Source organism: Bradyrhizobium rifense, from assembly GCF_008123425.1.
GTDB lineage: Bacteria > Pseudomonadota > Alphaproteobacteria > Rhizobiales > Xanthobacteraceae > Bradyrhizobium > Bradyrhizobium rifense.
The window spans coordinates 85,005-100,635 of the sequence record NZ_VSSS01000058.1 but is presented as its reverse complement, the minus strand read 5'-3'; the positions used below and the strand labels follow the sequence as shown (position 1 = coordinate 100,635).

14 protein-coding genes are annotated in these 15,631 nt (G+C 64.0%); 6 read left to right on the top strand and 8 right to left on the bottom strand.

Features of this window, described 5'->3' with window-relative positions; all coding sequences use genetic code 11:
* Window positions 1-310 precede the first annotated feature (310 nt).
* Window positions 311-529, bottom strand: a complete 219-nt coding sequence (locus FXB40_RS48290) for a hypothetical protein (protein WP_187437346.1) — start codon at window positions 527-529, stop codon at window positions 311-313.
* 245 nt (window positions 530-774) lie between these two features.
* Here FXB40_RS48290 and FXB40_RS34670 point away from each other — a divergent pair, with 245 nt between their 5' ends.
* The 4 genes from FXB40_RS34670 to uraD all read left to right on the top strand — a co-directional run bounded on the left by FXB40_RS34670 (window position 775) and on the right by uraD (window position 3,388).
* Window positions 775-1,059: a hypothetical protein gene (locus FXB40_RS34670; RefSeq protein ID WP_148776776.1), complete on the top strand. Its 285-nt coding sequence runs from the start codon at window positions 775-777 to the stop codon at window positions 1,057-1,059.
* 90 nt (window positions 1,060-1,149) lie between these two features.
* Complete coding sequence (locus FXB40_RS34665) at window positions 1,150-1,563, top strand: DUF3830 family protein (RefSeq protein WP_027531871.1); 414 nt, start codon at window positions 1,150-1,152, stop codon at window positions 1,561-1,563.
* Window positions 1,564-2,493, top strand: coding sequence for an allantoinase PuuE (gene puuE / locus FXB40_RS34660; RefSeq protein ID WP_148776775.1), 930 nt, complete (start codon window positions 1,564-1,566; stop codon window positions 2,491-2,493).
* 7 nt (window positions 2,494-2,500) lie between these two features.
* Window positions 2,501-3,388 carry a 2-oxo-4-hydroxy-4-carboxy-5-ureidoimidazoline decarboxylase gene (gene uraD / locus FXB40_RS34655; RefSeq protein ID WP_148776774.1) on the top strand — a complete coding sequence of 296 codons (888 nt, stop codon included), beginning with the start codon at window positions 2,501-2,503 and terminating at the stop codon, window positions 3,386-3,388.
* On the opposite strand, the gene FXB40_RS34650 is transcribed toward uraD, so the two are convergent.
* A complete protein-coding gene (locus FXB40_RS34650; protein WP_148776773.1) occupies window positions 3,385-6,111 on the bottom strand; it encodes a molybdopterin-dependent oxidoreductase in 2,727 nt (908 codons plus the stop codon). The genes uraD and FXB40_RS34650 overlap by 4 nt on opposite strands.
* A complete protein-coding gene (locus tag FXB40_RS34645; protein ID WP_148776772.1) occupies window positions 6,108-6,935 on the bottom strand; it encodes an FAD binding domain-containing protein in 828 nt (275 codons plus the stop codon). Before FXB40_RS34645 ends, FXB40_RS34650 begins: the two co-directional genes overlap by 4 nt.
* Before the next feature lie 152 nt (window positions 6,936-7,087).
* Here FXB40_RS34645 and FXB40_RS34640 point away from each other — a divergent pair, with 152 nt between their 5' ends.
* On the top strand, window positions 7,088-8,437 hold the full coding sequence (locus FXB40_RS34640) for an 8-oxoguanine deaminase (protein ID WP_148776771.1): 1,350 nt from the start codon (window positions 7,088-7,090) through the stop codon (window positions 8,435-8,437).
* A 100-nt stretch (window positions 8,438-8,537) separates the two neighbouring features.
* Here FXB40_RS34640 and FXB40_RS34635 read toward each other — a convergent pair whose 3' ends face one another.
* The 4 genes from FXB40_RS34635 to FXB40_RS34620 all read right to left on the bottom strand — a co-directional run bounded on the left by FXB40_RS34635 (window position 8,538) and on the right by FXB40_RS34620 (window position 13,244).
* Window positions 8,538-9,614, bottom strand: coding sequence for a BMP family ABC transporter substrate-binding protein (locus tag FXB40_RS34635; RefSeq protein ID WP_187437345.1), 1,077 nt, complete (start codon window positions 9,612-9,614; stop codon window positions 8,538-8,540).
* 79 nt (window positions 9,615-9,693) lie between these two features.
* Window positions 9,694-10,611: an ABC transporter permease gene (locus FXB40_RS34630; protein WP_148776769.1), complete on the bottom strand. Its 918-nt coding sequence runs from the start codon at window positions 10,609-10,611 to the stop codon at window positions 9,694-9,696.
* Window positions 10,598-11,689 carry an ABC transporter permease gene (locus tag FXB40_RS34625; RefSeq protein ID WP_148776768.1) on the bottom strand — a complete coding sequence of 364 codons (1,092 nt, stop codon included), beginning with the start codon at window positions 11,687-11,689 and terminating at the stop codon, window positions 10,598-10,600. The genes FXB40_RS34630 and FXB40_RS34625 overlap by 14 nt, the downstream gene beginning before the upstream one ends.
* A complete protein-coding gene (locus FXB40_RS34620) occupies window positions 11,673-13,244 on the bottom strand; it encodes an ABC transporter ATP-binding protein (protein ID WP_148776767.1) in 1,572 nt (523 codons plus the stop codon). Before FXB40_RS34620 ends, FXB40_RS34625 begins: the two co-directional genes overlap by 17 nt.
* A gap of 571 nt (window positions 13,245-13,815) precedes the next feature.
* On the opposite strand from FXB40_RS34620, the gene FXB40_RS34615 reads away from it, so the two are divergent.
* Window positions 13,816-14,946 (top strand): hypothetical protein, encoded by a 1,131-nt coding sequence (locus FXB40_RS34615; RefSeq protein WP_148776766.1) that lies wholly within the window; start codon window positions 13,816-13,818, stop codon window positions 14,944-14,946.
* A gap of 198 nt (window positions 14,947-15,144) precedes the next feature.
* Here the strand turns inward: FXB40_RS34615 and FXB40_RS34610 are convergent, their stop codons facing one another.
* Window positions 15,145-15,630 (bottom strand): nucleoside deaminase, encoded by a 486-nt coding sequence (locus FXB40_RS34610; protein ID WP_148776765.1) that lies wholly within the window; start codon window positions 15,628-15,630, stop codon window positions 15,145-15,147.
* Window position 15,631: the final 1 nt, after the last annotated feature.

Below are 15,631 nucleotides of genomic sequence, written 5' to 3'. Positions count from 1 at the left end.
ACTTGCCCAGCCTCGACGGGCGAAACAGTTGGGCGGGCTGTCAATCCCCCTTCAAGACATTCCGCTTTACCGGAATTCGGAATAGCGTATGTATCGCCCATCCCGGCTCGACCTGGAGGGACGACCGTACGTCGTCACTGATCGAGAGCCGGGACGCGGCAGCGTCGGTACGAGATGGTGCGGGCCGCCCCATACTCCGTCATTGCGAGCGCAGCGAAGCAATCCAGAGTGTTTCCGCGGAGGGATTCTGGATTGCTTCGCTGTGCCCGCAAGGACGCTGTTGAAGCAATCGCGCTCTATGCTTCTAACTTCACCGTCCCGCGGGTGCCGACATCGCGCCGTTGGCGTAGCGTGACCAGTCCGGTTCGGTCGGCTGCGATGGCCACATGGCCGCGTTGGAGTCGCGCACCGACTGGGCGATGGGGGCAGGCGGCGCCTTGCGCATATGGTGACGGTTGCTCGCTGCTGCGGTCTGGATGGTGATGGCGGTGACCAGCGTGGCGCCGAGAATGGCAAGAGTCTTTTGCATTGGTGTTTCTCCCGTGACGACGTCCCGGTTGTCAGACTTATCATCGTCGTCGCGTCTGACATGGCGATGCGGCTTGCCCAATATCAGCAGCGCCGGCTTCACGATCGGTCGCGCCACTTTCACGATGGGGCGAGCAAATTTTTTGGTCCCGGCTAAATATTCGGCAATCGCCCAGCCGGGCCCGATGGACTTGACCGGCGCAATCCGGTTGAATGGGGCTAATCGAGGTTTAAGGCCCGACAACGATGTCGAAATATCTGCTGGTTCTGCTCTTGATCGCCTCGCCTGCTGCGGCGCAGGTCAAATTGACACCGAAAACCTCGGCGGCGCACTCTGACCCCTGCGCGCCGATCGGACGCACCGCGGACGGTAAGCTGGTCTATTCCATGAAATGCGAGAACCTGCCGGCGCCTCCGCCGCCCCCGCCGCAGGCGGAACTGAAGGAGGCATCGCCGCCGGCTGCCGCTGCGGAGCCCGAGCCCGAGGTGCGGCGGAGCGGCCTGTTCGGCTGGTCTTACGACCGCAGGTGAGGGTCCGGCGCCACTTGCGCGAAGCCCGCTGGAATGCTCTTTGCTTGCAAGTTCCCCGTGGGGCCACCGCCCCCGATCCAGAGAGATGAGATGAGCAAACTCGTTATCCGCGCCGGCGATTTCACCTTCGATGCCCGCTTCGAGGAGCAGGCGGCGCCCAAGACCGTCGCGGCGTTCCGCAAGGCGTTGCCGTTCGAGAGCCACATCATCCATGTGCGCTGGAGCGGCGAAGGCGTATGGATGCCGCTCGGCGATCTCGACTTCGGCGTCGGCTATGAGAACCACACCAGCTATCCCGCGCCCGGCCAGATCATCCTCTATCCCGGTGGCATCAGCGAGACCGAGATCCTGATGGCCTATGGCGGCGTGCATTTCGCCAGCAAGATGGGCCAGCTCGCCGGCAATCACTTCATTACGGTGACCTCGGGCCTGGAGAATCTCGCGACGCTGGGCAAGAGCGTGCTGTGGAAGGGCGCGCTGCCGATCCGCTTCGAGGAAGTCTGAGTGACTGACGCCCGCTACCCGCGCGATCTCCGCGGTTACGGCCGCAATCCGCCGCATCCGCAATGGCCCGGCAACGCGCGGGTCGCGGTGCAGTTCGTCGTCAATTTCGAGGAAGGCGGCGAGAACAACATTCTGCACGGTGACCGCGCCTCGGAAGCGTTCCTGTCCGACGTGCTCGGCGCGCAGCCCTGGCCGGGCCAGCGTCACGCCAATATCGAATCCATGTTCGAATACGGTTCGCGCGCCGGCTTCTGGCGGCTGTGGCGGATGTTCAGCGAGCGGAAGTGGCCGACCACCGTGTTCGGTGTCGCCACCGCGCTGAAGCGCAATCCGGAAATCGTCGCTGCGATGAAGGAGTCCGGCTGGGACATCGCGAGCCACAGCCTTAAATGGATCGAGCACAAGGACATGACAGAGGCGCAGGAGCGCGCCGAGATCGCCGAGTCGATCCGCGTCCATACCGAGGCGACCGGCTCACGGCCGCTCGGCTGGTACACCGGTCGCTCCTCGATCAACACCAACCGTCTGCTGATGGAGGAGGGCGGCTTCCTCTATCTCTGCGATTCCTATGCCGACGATCTGCCCTATTGGGTCAAGGGTCCCAACGGCAAGCAGCTCATCATTCCCTATACGCTCGATGCCAACGACATGCGCTTCATCAATCCGCAGGGCTTTGCCGAGGGTGAGCAGTTCTACACCTATCTGAAAGATGCGTTCGACGTGCTCTATGCCGAAGGCGAGACCGCCCCGAAGATGATGTCGGTGGGGCTGCACTGCCGGCTCGCCGGCCGGCCGGGCCGCGCCGCTGGCCTGATCCGCTTCCTCGACTATATCGGCAAGCACGAGCGCGTTTGGGTGCCGACGCGGCTGCAGATCGCGCAGCATTGGCACGACAAGCAGGCGCATCTCGATGCCTTCGAGATCGGGTGAAGTCACGATGACGCAAATCTCGCTGGCCAATCTCAATGCCGCAAGCCAGGCCGATTTCGTCGCGGCGCTTGCCAATGTCGTGGAATATTCGCCCTGGATCGCCGAGCAGCTCGCGGCGCAGCGGCCGTTTGCCGGCATCAACCAGCTGCACACGGCGCTCATGGCGGCGATACAAGCCGCCGAACCCGATGTGCAGCTGGCACTGATCCGGGCGCATCCCGATCTCGCCAACAAGACGCAGCGCGCAGCGGGCCTGACGGCGGAATCAACCGACGAGCAGAACAGCGCCGGCCTCGACCGGCTGTCGGGCGCCGAATATTCGGCGTTCGAGCGCGCCAACAACGCCTATCGCGAAAAATTCGGCATCCCCTATATCGTCTGCGTGCGGCGTCATACCAAGGATTCCGTGCTGCGCGACTTCGAGACGCGTCTGCGCAACATCGCCAAGACCGAGACGCGCCGCGCGATCGAAGAGATCGGTCGCATCTCGGCACTGCGGCTTGATCAACTCGTCATCGCCGACGACAAGCTGAAAGTGCACGGCCGGCTCTCGACCCATGTATTGGACAATCACGCCGGCAAGCCCGCGCCCGGCATTCCGGTCGCGCTTGTCGAGCTCGCCGCGCTCGGCGAGAGCCGCGTCATCGCGCGCACCGTCACCAATGCGGATGGGCGCACCGACCAGCCGCTGATCAGCGGTCGCCCGCTGCCGATCGGCCGTTACGAGCTTCGCTTCAGCGTCGCCAAATATTACGCCGAGCGCAATGTGCCGCTGTCAGATCCGCCGTTCCTCGACGAGATCCCGCTGCGCTTCGCGATCAGCGAGCCGGAGAGCCACTATCATGTGCCGCTGCTGGTGACGCCCTGGAGCTATTCGACGTACCGCGGCAGTTAATCGCCGAACTTCTCGTGCAGCGCCGGAAACAGCCGGTCCGGCTTGAAAGGCGGTGCGGTGAAGCGGATGCCGGTGGCGTCGGCAATCGCGTTGCCGAGCGCGGCGGCGACCGGGTTGTACGGGCTCTCGCTCATCGACTTCGCCCCTAAGGGCCCGATCGTGTCGGACGTCTCGGCGAACAACACGTCCGTGCGCGGCACGTCCGCGAAGGACGGCAGATGGTAATCGCGGAATTTGGGATTGGTGACGCGGCCATTCGCATCAATCACCATTTCCTCGTAGAGCGCCGCACCGAGGGCCTGCGCCACGCCGCCCTCGACCTGGCCGCGGCACTGCATGGGATTGGCGACGACGCCCGCGTCCGCCGCCTGCACGCTCCTGAGAATCCTGATCTCACCTGTGCCCTTGTTCACGGCGATGCGAAAGCCTTGCACGTTGAAGCCGACGGATCTCGGCGTTCCCTCGGAATTGCCGTGTGCCACGAGCGGACGCCCCGACTCGCGCGCGAGCTTCGCGAGCTCAGTAAAGGAAATTCGCCGCACGCCGCTGACGACGAACTCGCCCTCGAGCGTGCAAGTCCCGGCATCGCAAAGCCATGCGTTGGCGGCAGCTACCTTCAATTCGGCCGCAAGCTGCATGGCGGCTGCCTGCGTCGCCTTGCCGGCAACGAACGTGCCCGTGCTGCCATAGGCGCCAGTGTCGTGGCCGCCATGGGCAGTGTCAGATTGGCGCAGGCGGATCCTGTCGACGGTGGTCGCGAGTACCGTTGCAGCGATCTGTCGGTGCACGGTGCTGGTGCCATTGCCGAACTCGGCGGTGCCGACGGTGAGATCGAAGCCGCCATCGTCGTTGAGCGCGATCATCGCGTCGGCGATGTGGCCGGCGGGCGGCACGGTGTCGATCATGGTCAGAGCGATGCCGTCGCCAGTCAGCCATTCCGGCGACAGTTCGGGCTGCGGCTGATCGACCTGCATCGCGCGCTCGACGAGGTCGATGCATTGGTCGAGACCGTAGGAGCCATAGAGCACGTCGTGATAGTCGGACTCGGGCGGCGACAGCATGGGATCGCCGGGCTTGACGATATTGCGTCGGCGCATGTCGTAAGGGCTGATGCCGAGCTGCCTGGCGAGCTCGTCGATGGCAGCCTCCACCGCGATCAATGTCTGCGGCAAGCCATAACCACGAAACGCGCCGGCCGGCACGGTGTTGGTGTAGACGACGAAGCCGTCGACCCGCTTGTTCGGGCAATTGTAGACGGCGATGGACTCCGACACTGCGTGGAACATCACGGAGCCGCCGTGATTGCCGTAAGCACCCGTATTGGAGAGCACGTCGAGTTGCAGCGCGGTGAGCTTGCCGTCGGCATCGGCGCCGGCCTTGATGTGGACCCGCATCGGGTGCCGCGTCGAGGTCGCGATGAACTGTTCCTCGCGCGTGAGCTCGAGCTTGACCGGCCGACCGGTCCTCAAGGCGGCGAGCGCCAAAATATCCTCGACGAACATCTCCTGCTTGCCGCCAAAACCGCCGCCGACGCGCTCGCAGAACACGCGGACCTTGTCCATGGGAAGCTGGAAGATGTCCGAGAGTGCTCGGCGGGTCAGGAACGGCACCTGTGTCGAGGTGCGGACATTGAGCACGCCTGCCTCATCGAGCCAGGCGAGGCCGCCATGGGTCTCCAGTGCGGCATGCTGCACGCGATGACTGTGGAAGGTGGCCTCGTAAGTGACGGCAGATGCGGCGAGTGCGGAGGCGACATCGCCGAACTCACCATGCGTTTCGGCGACGAGATTGCGCTGCGCGTCGGCAACACGGTTCGCGCTGGTCCGATCAGGATGAACGAGCGGTGCGCCCGGCGCCATCGCCTGCTCGGGATCGATCAGCGCGGGCAAGATCTCGTAGTCGACCTTCAGCCGGCGGCAGGCCTCTTCGGCGGCGCCTTCACTCTCCGCGACGACGGCCGCGACCTTCTGGCCGATGAAGCGGACGACGTCGTCCAGGATGCGGGTGTCCTCGGGATCCATCCAGTCCTTCTCGTGCCGCGCGGTCGAGAACAGCACCGAGGGCGCATCCTCATGCGTCAGGATTGCATGCACGCCCGGGACCGCCATCGCTGCCGATCTGTCGATCGCGACGATTCGTGCGTGCGCATGCGGCGAGCGCAGCAGCTTGATGTGCAGCAGATTGTCGATTTCGGTGTCGAACGTGTAGCGTGCCATACCGCGAACGACGTCCGGGCCCGCGGGCGCCGGCAGGCTGCGGCCGAATGCGCCACCGGCCTCGACGCGCTCCTCGACATTGGTCTTGCCCTGGATCGCGTCCTCGATCGAACGATAGCCGGTGCAGCGGCAGATGTTGCCCTTCAGCGCGGCGCCGAGGTCGGTCCGCTGCGCCTGGTTCAGCGAGGCGCAGGTGAGGATCATGCCGGCGGTGCAGAAGCCGCACTGGAATCCCTGCGCGTCGAGGAAGGCCTGCTGCATCGGGTGCGCGCCATGTTCGTCGCCGAGCCCTTCGATCGTGGTGATGGCGCGCCCCTCCGCGCGAAACGCGGGGATGAGGCAGCTATGCACGGGCTCGCCGTCGAGCAGCACGGTGCAGGCGCCGCAGTCGCCGGCGTCGCAGCCCTTCTTCACCCCGAAATGGCCGAGCTCCCGCAAAAACGTGCGCAGGCACTGGCCGGCGCGTGGCGTTTGCGGAAAATTTGCGCCATTGACTTCGAAGCTCATGGCGGCGTTGCACCCAGGAGCTCGGCGCGGATCTCCTCGGCGAGCCGCAGCGTCATGTGCTTGCGCCAGAGCGGCTTGCCATGAATGTCGGTGTGATAGAGATCGTCGGTGATCTCCTCGGAGATCGCCGTGCGAAGCGCGCCCGCATCGGGCGGCTTTGGAAACGACAGCAGCATCGGGCGCACGGTCGATGCGGTCACGGTCAGCTTCAGCGCACCGGCGCTATCGAGGCTTCCGATCAGGAGGGCCGCGGAGCGGCCGACCGGCGCGAGCGAGATCTGTCGAAACGCGGAGCGACGCTTCAGTGCGGCAAGTGGAATGTCGATCTGCCGCAGCAGGTCGCCCGGCGACAGTCGGTTGCGCTGGTTGCCGGTGACGAATTCGGCGACGGGAATCCTCTGCTCGCCACCCCCGACCTTCCAGATCGTACAGACGCCGTCGAGCGCGGCGGTAAGCGAGATCATCGGCCCTGCCGGCAACGACATGCAGAGATTGCCGCCCACCGTCGCCGTCTTCCAGATCTTGAAGGAGGCGAGAAAAGCGCGGCAGCATTGGCTGATCAGTGGTGCTGCGAGCCAGTCGGTGGGGCAGGTGAGCGCATCGAGTTGCGAGATCGTGCAGGTGGCAGCGATGCTAAGGTGGCTCTCGGTGATCGTCAGCGCCGGCCATTTCAGATCGGTGAGATCGACAAGTCGCGTGAGGTGGACTTGCGGCTCCGAGAACAGCCACGTGCCGCCCGCGAGCCAAGCATCACCTGGCGTCCAAGCGGGCAATTGCGCGCGTGTTTGCGGATGGCTGACGACTGTGATGGTATTCAAGTCCATGGCTGCGACAACGCCTGCGCCGGCTGAATTAGCCTAAGGGAAAGTCTTGCAAGACCAGCGCCAAGTGGCAACAACAAGTCGCAGCAATAACGTCTTCGGGATGGCCTCTGCCTTGCAGGCCATTCGTTAACGAAGGCGGGGAGAAACAGGATATGAGCGACGCAAAGCCGATCTGGATCAGGGATCCCCTGGCCATCCTCGCCGACGGCGCCGGGCGCGGCATCGTCGTTAAGGATGGCCGTATCATTGAGCTCGTGCCGGCCGGCGGAACACCGGCGACCGCAGACGTTACGGTGTTCGATGCGAGCGAGCATGTCGTGCTGCCGGGCCTCATCAACACCCATCATCATTTTTATCAGACGTTGACGCGGGCGCTGCCAGCGGCGATGGACCGTGAGCTGTTTCCCTGGCTGCAGGCGCTCTATCCGGTGTGGGCGAAGCTGACGCCAGAGCGGCTCGAGCTCGGCGTCACCGTTGCGATGTCCGAACTGCTGCTCTCGGGCTGCACCACCACGACCGATCATCACTATGTATTTCCGGCGGGACTCGAAGAGTCCGTCGACATCGAGGTCGGCGTCGCAAAACGGCTTGGCGTGCGCGTGTTGCTGACGCGCGGCTCGATGAACCTGTCGCAGCGCGATGGCGGCCTGCCGCCGGATAGCGTCGTGCAGGACGAGGACACGATCCTCGCCGACAGTGCGCGCGTCGTGGCGAAGCATCACCAGCGCGGTGCGGATGCGATGGTGCAGATTGCGCTGGCGCCCTGCTCGCCCTTCTCGGTAACGACCTCGCTGATGCGCGCCACCGCCGATCTTGCCGACAAGCTCGACGTGCGCCTGCACACCCATCTCGCCGAGACCGAGGATGAGAATAAATTCTGCCAGCAGATGTATGGCTGCCGTCCGCTCGACTATCTCGATCAATGCGGCTGGCTCAATGCGCGGACCTGGCTCGCCCACGGCATCTTCTTCAATGCCGACGAGATGAAGCGCCTCGGCAAGGCAAAGACCACCATCAGTCACTGCGCCTGCAGCAACCAGATTCTGGCGTCCGGCTGCTGCCCGGTGTGCGAGATGGAAGAGGCCGGTGTCGGCATCGGGCTCGGCGTGGACGGCTCGGCCTCCAACGACGGATCGAACCTGATGCAGGAGGTGCGTGCCGCCTTCCTGCTGCAGCGGGCGCGCTACGGCGTGACCAAGGTCAGCCACAAGGATGCGCTGCGCTGGGCGACCAAGGGCTCGGCCGCGTGTGTCGGTCGTCCGGAGCTCGGCGAGATCGCGGTCGGCAAGGCCGCCGACCTCGCGCTGTTCAGGCTGGACGAGCTGCGCTTTTCCGGCCATGGCGATCCGCTGGCCGCGCTGGTGCTGTGCGGGGCGCATCGGGCCGATCGGGTGATGGTGGCGGGAAATTGGGCCGTGGTTGACGGCGCGATCCCGGGACTGGACGTCCCGAACCTTATCCGACGCCACAGTTCCGCGGCGCGGGCGATGCACGCTGGATAGAATAGAAGGAGGGGGCGACCACAAGTGCCGGGTGCTTCTGGCCACCCCCTCCGAACCTCCTCCGGGAGGAGCAGGTGATCTAGTCAATGCAAGAAGCGTGCTACTTGCCGGGCAGCTTGTCGTCGATGCCCTTGACGTAGAAATTCATGCCGAGGATCTGGCCGTCGGCGAGATTGGCGCCGCCCTTGCACTCGATCTCCTTGCCGTCCTGCCCAATCACCGGGCATTTGAACGGGTGCAGCTTGCCGGCGGTGATCGCGGCCTGGGCATCCTCGGCGATCTTCTTCACGTCGTCAGGCATATTGGTATACGGCGCCATCGCGAACATGTGGCTGTCGAGACCGCCCCAGCTGTCCTCGGACTTCCAGGTGCCGTCGAGCTCGGCCTTGACGCGTTCGATGTAGTAGGAGCCCCAGGTGTCGAGGATCGAGGTCAGCTGGGTCTTGGGGCCGAACTTGATCATCTCGGAGTCCTGGCCGAAAGCGAGCTTGCCGCGTTCGCTGGCGATCTGCATCGCGGCCGGCGAATCCGTGTGCTGCATGATGACGTCGGCGCCTTGGTCGATCAGCGCCTTGGCGGCGTCGGCCTCCTTGCCCGGATCGAACCAGGTGTTGGCCCAGATGATCTTGACCTTGATGTTCGGGTTGATGGTCTGCGCCGCGAGGATCGTCGCGTTGATACCGGAGACGACCTCGGGAATCGGGAACGAGCCGATATAGCCGAGCACGCCGGACTTCGACATCTTGGCCGCGATCAGGCCCTGGATGTAGCGGCCCTGATACCATTTGGCCGAATAGGTCGACATGTTCTTGTCGCGCTTGTAGCCGGTGGCGTGCTCGAAATGCACGTTCGGATATTTCTTGGCGACCTTCAGCGTCGGGTCCATGTAGCCGAACGACGTGGTGAAGATCAGCTTGTTGCCGGCGCGGACGAGCTGCTCGATGGCGCGCTCGGCGTCAGGACCCTCGGGCACGTTTTCGAGATAGGTGGTCTCGATCTTGTCGCCGAGTTCCTTCACCAGCGCCTGGCGGGCAAGCTCATGCTGATAGGTCCAACCGAGATCGCCGATCGGGCCGAGGTAAATGAAGCCGACTTTCAGCTTGTCGGCGGCGGAGGCTGCACTGACGCTCCCGGCAAGCAGAAGGCCGGCAGCCAGCGCAAGAAGTGATTTCCTCATCATCAATCTCCAAACATCAGGGGAAAGCTACGATCCGCGACGTGTGCGCCCCATCGCGCACGCCGCGAAAATGAAAACACTAGCGGTCAGGCACGAACACGGTGCCGAGCGTGGCCGGCGCGGTCGAGCCGCCGGTGCGCGCGCGGGAGAGCAGAACCAGTACGATGACGGTCGCGAGGTACGGCAGTGCCGACATGAATTGCGAGGGAATGCCGACGCCCCAGCCTTGCGCGTGCAATTGCAGGATCGTCACCGCGCCGAACAGATAGGCGCCGATCACCAGCCGGCCCGGACGCCAGGATGCGAACACGACCAGCGCCAGCGCGATCCAGCCGCGGCCCGCGGTCATGCCGGGAATGAAGAACGGCGTGTAGGCGAGCGGCAGATAAGCGCCGGCAAGTCCGGCGCAGGCGCCCCCGAACATCACGGCGAGGGTGCGAATGCGCAGCACGGGATAGCCGAGCGCATGCGCGGAGACATGGTTGTCGCCGCAGGCACGCAGGATCAATCCCGCGCGCGTGCGGTACAGGAACCACCAGACGCCGATGATGAGTGCGATGGAAAAATAGACGAAGGCGTCTTCGCCGAACAGCACGCGGCCAACCAGCGGGATGTCGGTGAGGCCGGGAATGTGGAGATGTGTCGCCGGCGTGATGCGTTCGCCGACGAAGCCGGCCCCGATCAGGCCGGACAGGCCGACGCCGAGAATGGTCAGCGCGAGGCCGGTCGCAACCTGATTGACGGCGAGTCCGAGCGCCATCAATGCGAAGATCAGCGACATCAGTGTTCCCGCGACGATGCCGAATAGCGCGCCGATGAAGATCGAACCCGTCAGCCAGGCGCCGCCAAAGCCGCAGGCCGCGCCGACGATCATCATGCCCTCGACGCCGAGGTTGAGCACGCCGGCGCGCTCGGTGACGAGCTCGCCGGTTGCCGCGATCAGGAGCGGCGTCGAGGCGGCGAGCACCGACAGGATGATGGCTTCAACCAGCTCCACGGGCCACCTGACGGTTCGGGAAGACCAGCTTGAAGCGGTAAAGAATAAGGGAATCGCAGGCGAGCACGTAGAACAGCAGGATGCCCTGAAAGACCTTGGTGACGTCCAACGGGATCTTCATTGCGATCTGCGCCTGCTCGCCGCCGATAAAGGTCAGTGCGAGAAAAAGGCCTGCAATTAATATTCCAATCTGGTTCAAACGGCCGAGGAACGCGACGATGATCGCGGTGAAACCGTAGCCGGGCGAAATGCCTGGCTGGAGATGTCCGACGGGACCGGCGACCTCGATGATGCCGGCGAGGCCCGCCAGCGCGCCGGAGACCGCGAAGGTCAGGATGATCAGCTGATTGGCGTTGAAGCCGCCGAAACGCGCCGCGCGTGGCGCAGCACCGACGACGCGGATCTCGAAGCCCTTGATGGTGCGCCCCAGCAGGATCGCAGCTGCCGCAACGACGAGCAATGCGATGATCGAGCCGAGATGGAGCCGGCCGCCTTCGATCAGCAGCGGCACGGTTGCCACGGGATCGAACTCGGCCGTGGTCGGGAAGTTGAAGCCGTTCGGGTCGCGCCAGGGACCGCGGACGAGATAATCCAGCAGGAGGTCGGCGACATAGACCAGCATCAGGCTGGTGAGGATTTCGCTGGCGCCGAACTTCACCTTGCAGATTGCCGGGATCAGCGCATAGAGCGCGCCTGCCGCTGCCGCGAGCACGAGCATCGCCGGCAGCACCCAGGCGCCGGCGTCGGTGCCTTGCGTCTTCACCGCGATCCAGCTTCCGGCGACAGCGCCGATCAGGAATTGCCCTTCTGCGCCGATGTTCCAGGCGTTGGCGAGATAGCAGAGCGACAGCCCGATCGCGATCATCACCAGCGGTGTCGCCTTCACCGCGATCTCCTGGAGCGAATAGCCGTCGGTCAGGGGCGCGATGAAGTAGGCCTGCAGGGCGAGCAGCGGATTCTTGCCGAGGATCGCGAACAGGATGGTCATGGTCACGATCGTCAAGCCGATAGCGATCAGCGGCGAGACCAGCGCGATCGTGTTGGAGCGCTCGGCGCGCTTCTCAAGCACCAACTGCATGCGCGGCCTCCTTCGGCTCCAGGCTGCTGCCGCCCATCAACAGGCCGAGCTTTTCGCGTGTTGCGTCGCGTGTGGCGAGCGGCTCCGACAGGCGGCCGTGGAACATCACGGCGATACGGTCGGCGATTTCAGCGAGCTCGTCGAGATCCTGGCTGGTCACGAGCACCGCGGCGCCTGCGGTGGCCAGATCAAGCAGCGCCTGGCGGATGACGGCGGCAGCACCGGCATCGACGCCCCAGGTCGGCTGGCTCACCACCAACACCGCCGGGTTGCGCAGGATCTCGCGGCCGACGATGAATTTTTGCAGGTTGCCGCCGGAGAGGGATGCTGCTTCCGGATCGCGCTTGGCCTTGCGCACGTCGAAAGTTTCGGTCGCCTTGTCCACGGTCTTCAGCGTGGCGGCGGTGTCGATGAAGCCGTGATTGACCATGCCGCTGGCGGCGTGTCCGGTGAGCAGCGCATTCTCCGACAGCTTCATGCGCGGTGCGGTGCCGTGGCCGAGCCGCTCCTCAGGCACGAAGGCGGCGCCGAGCTTGCGCCGCTTGGTGATCGAGAGGTGGCCGGCGGCGATCCCTTCGATCACCACCGTGCCGGGATCCTTCGACAGCCGCTCGCCGGACAGTGCTGCGAACAACTCGTCCTGGCCGTTGCCGGCCACGCCGGCAATGCCGAGGATTTCGCCGCCCTTCAGTTCGAAGGAGATGTGCTCGAGCCGCACGCCGTGCGCCTCGTCAGGCGCGAGCGAGAGATCGTTGACGACCAGCCGCGGGATCGTGGTCTGCCGGCCTGCGGCCGCCTTCACTTCCTTGATCTCGCCGCCAACCATCATGCGTGCGAGCGAGGCGGCGGTCTCGAGCCCGGGATTGCAGGTCTGGATCTTCTTGCCGCCGCGCAGGATCGTGGCAGTGTCACAGAGCCGCTTCACCTCTTCGAGCTTGTGGCTGATGTAGAGGATGGCACGGCCTTCGGCCTTGAGCCGCTCCAGCACAATGAACAGCTGGTCGGCCTCCTGCGGGGTCAGCACCGCGGTCGGCTCGTCCAGGATCAGGAATTTCGGGTCCTGCATCAGCGCGCGGACGATCTCGATGCGCTGGCGTTCGCCGACGGACAGCTGCCAGACCTCGCGCCTGGGATCGAGCGGCAGGCCATAGGTCTTCGACACCTGCTCTAGCCGCGCCGACATGTCCTTGAAGGATTCCTTGCCGTCGAGGCCGAGCGCGACGTTCTCGGCGACGGTGAGATTGTCGAACAGCGAGAAGTGCTGGAACACCATGCCGATGCCGCGGCTGCGCGCTTCCGACGGGCCGGACAGTACGATTCGATCGCCCTGCCAGCGGATCTCGCCGGCAGAGGGCTGGATCAGCCCATAGATCGCCTTCACCAATGTCGACTTGCCGGCGCCGTTCTCGCCGAGCAAGGCGTGGATTTCCTTCGGCCAGATGTCGATGTCGATGGAATCGTTGGCGAGGAAATCCCCATAGCGTTTGGTGAGCCCCACCGTTTGAAGCAACGGGGACTCGCCGGAATGCAGGCCGTTAGGCGTCGGATCTAACATTCACTGGTACGCTTGCATGGGATGAAGTGCCTCAATAGTGAGCTAGTTTGAACCGCCGCGTAAGGTTTGAAAATGCGTCATCCCTTGCTCAACGCTGCGGCAGGAGGCCGGTCGCGCGAGTCGCGGCCGTTTCCGGACGCAAGGTATCCCCAATGGCCCCTTGCACGGCTCTTGCGGTCGCGCGTTGCACGCGACCGCTGTTGCAAATTTGTGACGGTTCAAGCCAAATCGGAACTCGCTATGCAGGCTTGACGTGAAGTTGAGCAAAGTCGCGCCATCGCTCGTATGCAATTCGCCGCGACCACGATGGCCGTCTTCGACGGTCGCGTTTGGGTTGTCCCGTCGACGCAAAAGCCAAACAGAATCAAGCGGGAATGTTCGGCAAGGCGTTGTCGATGGCCGCTGATGGTGCGGCACCAAAGCCCTCAAAATTCCGCAGCAAAGCGCATCGCGCTGCCGAAACATGCGGCATGCCTTGAAAAAAGTTGAGGCTTCTCACCCCGGGACTTCGGCGCAAGTGTCGCACCAAGGGACGTTCATTTTTACGTGTCCAAGCTTGGGGGTATTCAGGATGTCGTTTCGTTTCAAAGCAGTTGCAGCCGCGGCGCTGTCACTTGCTTCGCTCGCCACCGGTGGCTCGGCTCAGGCTGCGGATCTGCCGGTCAAGGCCGCCAAGAAGGCACCTGACCTTCCGTTCTTCCTGGTGATCGACGACCGCGTGTCGTTCTCCTACATCTTCACGGCGGCCCAGCCTGGAGCGTGGTCGCTCAAGCCGGACGGCACGGTGAACGCCAAGACTGCAAAGCAGGTCTACTCGTTCACCCACTTCGATGCGTGGGCCTACGGTACAAACTTCTTCACTATTTCGCTGTTCAAATCCGACCAGAACGATCCGGCGGGGCCGTGTACATCAACGGGAGTGATCCAAGACCCCTTGAATGGCTTTGCTACGGTATCGGCAAAGTGCGCGGGCGCGAGCGAAATCTATGGACTGTTCCGGTCGACCCTTGGCTGGAATCAGCTCTTTGACACCAAGGCCTTTAGTGTGGGCCCGCTGCACAACATCTCTTTCGAAGCGGGTATGGATGCCAATACCGAGAACCGATATTTCGGTGCGGCTAAGCGCGATGTGGTCGCCGGTTTGGAATTTGCCTTCGACCTGCCCTACAAGGGATATTTCAACGTCTCGCCGCTGGTCTACTGGGAGTTCTACAACCACAATTCCTTCAGCCAGTGCGGCGCCGGATGGGATCCGAACAATCCAGGCGTGACCTGTCTCGCGAACGGAAACACGAGCTACAAGCCGACGTGGGCAATCGAAACCAACTACTACATGGACTTGGGCTTCCTGCCAGAGAACATGCAATATTTCTCGATCAGCGGTCGCATGGCATGGTATGGCCGCAAGGGGACGGACACCGAGGGATTGCCGTACAATCCGGCTAACAACGTTTACAACACCAAGGTGGAATTCAACTCCGAGCCGATCCGTTTGACCATGGATGCTTCCAAGGCGATCTGGGGTCCGAAGTATTCTCACTTCGTCGACGTGTGGGTGGCTTACCGTTACTGGCAGAACAAGTTCGGTCTCGATCACAACGCCCCGTCGATCGCGTGTTCCGCCACTGTAGGCGGTGTGACCCGGCCGAGCGGAGCCTGCACGGAGTCCTCGCTTTACTCTGGCATCACCGTGAAGTTCTGATCGACTGAGGTCTCCAAGCTATAACGATGGCGCCGCGCATGTCCCGCGCGGCGCCATCGGCGTTTGTGAATCGGAAGCGTAGGTGCCTTAGGGTGGGCAAAGCGGAGCGTGCCCACCATTCCATCGTGCACGACACCGGCAATGGTGGGCACGGCGCCGACGCGCCTTTGCCCACCGATTCCGAGTTTGTGGCGGCGCCTACTTCGTCCACACGCCGTCGTGCAGCGCTGCGGCTTCATCTTCGAGCAATGGCCCCACCACCTCCGTCGGCCGTAGGCCGCTCGCAAACACCTCGCGGCAGGGCAGGTCGAGCGTCGGGTTCTCCGGATGATTGCCGGTGACGCCGCGCAGGCGGTGCTCGCTGAGGCCATAAACCACGCGGCCGATGCCGGCCCAGTAAATCGCACCGGCGCACATCGCGCAGGGTTCGGCGGAGGAATAGAGTGTCGCGGTCGCCAGCACCTCGCGGCTGAGCGTGCGGCACGCTTCCGTCGCGGCGAGGCGCTCGGCATGCGCGGTGCCGTCGTGGTCCGGCATGTAGCCGTTCTCGGTCTCGATCAGCACCTTGCCGTCGGCATCGACGACGATGCAGCCGAAGGGGTGGTTGCCGTGCGTGAGGGAGCGGCGGGCGACCGCGAAGGACAGGCGCAAAAAGTGTTTGTCGCGTTCGGATACGCCGTCCATC

Coding starts and splice junctions, on each gene's coding strand:
- FXB40_RS34620 (WP_148776767.1), bottom strand. CDS start 13,244: ATGTTAGATCCGACGCCTAACGGCCTGCATTCCGGCGAGTCCCCGTTG.
- FXB40_RS48290 (WP_187437346.1), bottom strand. CDS start 529: ATGCAAAAGACTCTTGCCATTCTCGGCGCCACGCTGGTCACCGCCATC.
- FXB40_RS34615 (WP_148776766.1), top strand. CDS start 13,816: ATGTCGTTTCGTTTCAAAGCAGTTGCAGCCGCGGCGCTGTCACTTGCT.
- FXB40_RS34650 (WP_148776773.1), bottom strand. CDS start 6,111: ATGAGCTTCGAAGTCAATGGCGCAAATTTTCCGCAAACGCCACGCGCC.
- FXB40_RS34665 (WP_027531871.1), top strand. CDS start 1,150: ATGAGCAAACTCGTTATCCGCGCCGGCGATTTCACCTTCGATGCCCGC.
- FXB40_RS34640 (WP_148776771.1), top strand. CDS start 7,088: ATGAGCGACGCAAAGCCGATCTGGATCAGGGATCCCCTGGCCATCCTC.
- uraD (WP_148776774.1), top strand. CDS start 2,501: ATGACGCAAATCTCGCTGGCCAATCTCAATGCCGCAAGCCAGGCCGAT.
- FXB40_RS34670 (WP_148776776.1), top strand. CDS start 775: ATGTCGAAATATCTGCTGGTTCTGCTCTTGATCGCCTCGCCTGCTGCG.
- FXB40_RS34610 (WP_148776765.1), bottom strand. CDS start 15,630: ATGGACGGCGTATCCGAACGCGACAAACACTTTTTGCGCCTGTCCTTC.
- FXB40_RS34625 (WP_148776768.1), bottom strand. CDS start 11,689: ATGCAGTTGGTGCTTGAGAAGCGCGCCGAGCGCTCCAACACGATCGCG.
- FXB40_RS34645 (WP_148776772.1), bottom strand. CDS start 6,935: ATGGACTTGAATACCATCACAGTCGTCAGCCATCCGCAAACACGCGCG.
- FXB40_RS34635 (WP_187437345.1), bottom strand. CDS start 9,614: ATGAGGAAATCACTTCTTGCGCTGGCTGCCGGCCTTCTGCTTGCCGGG.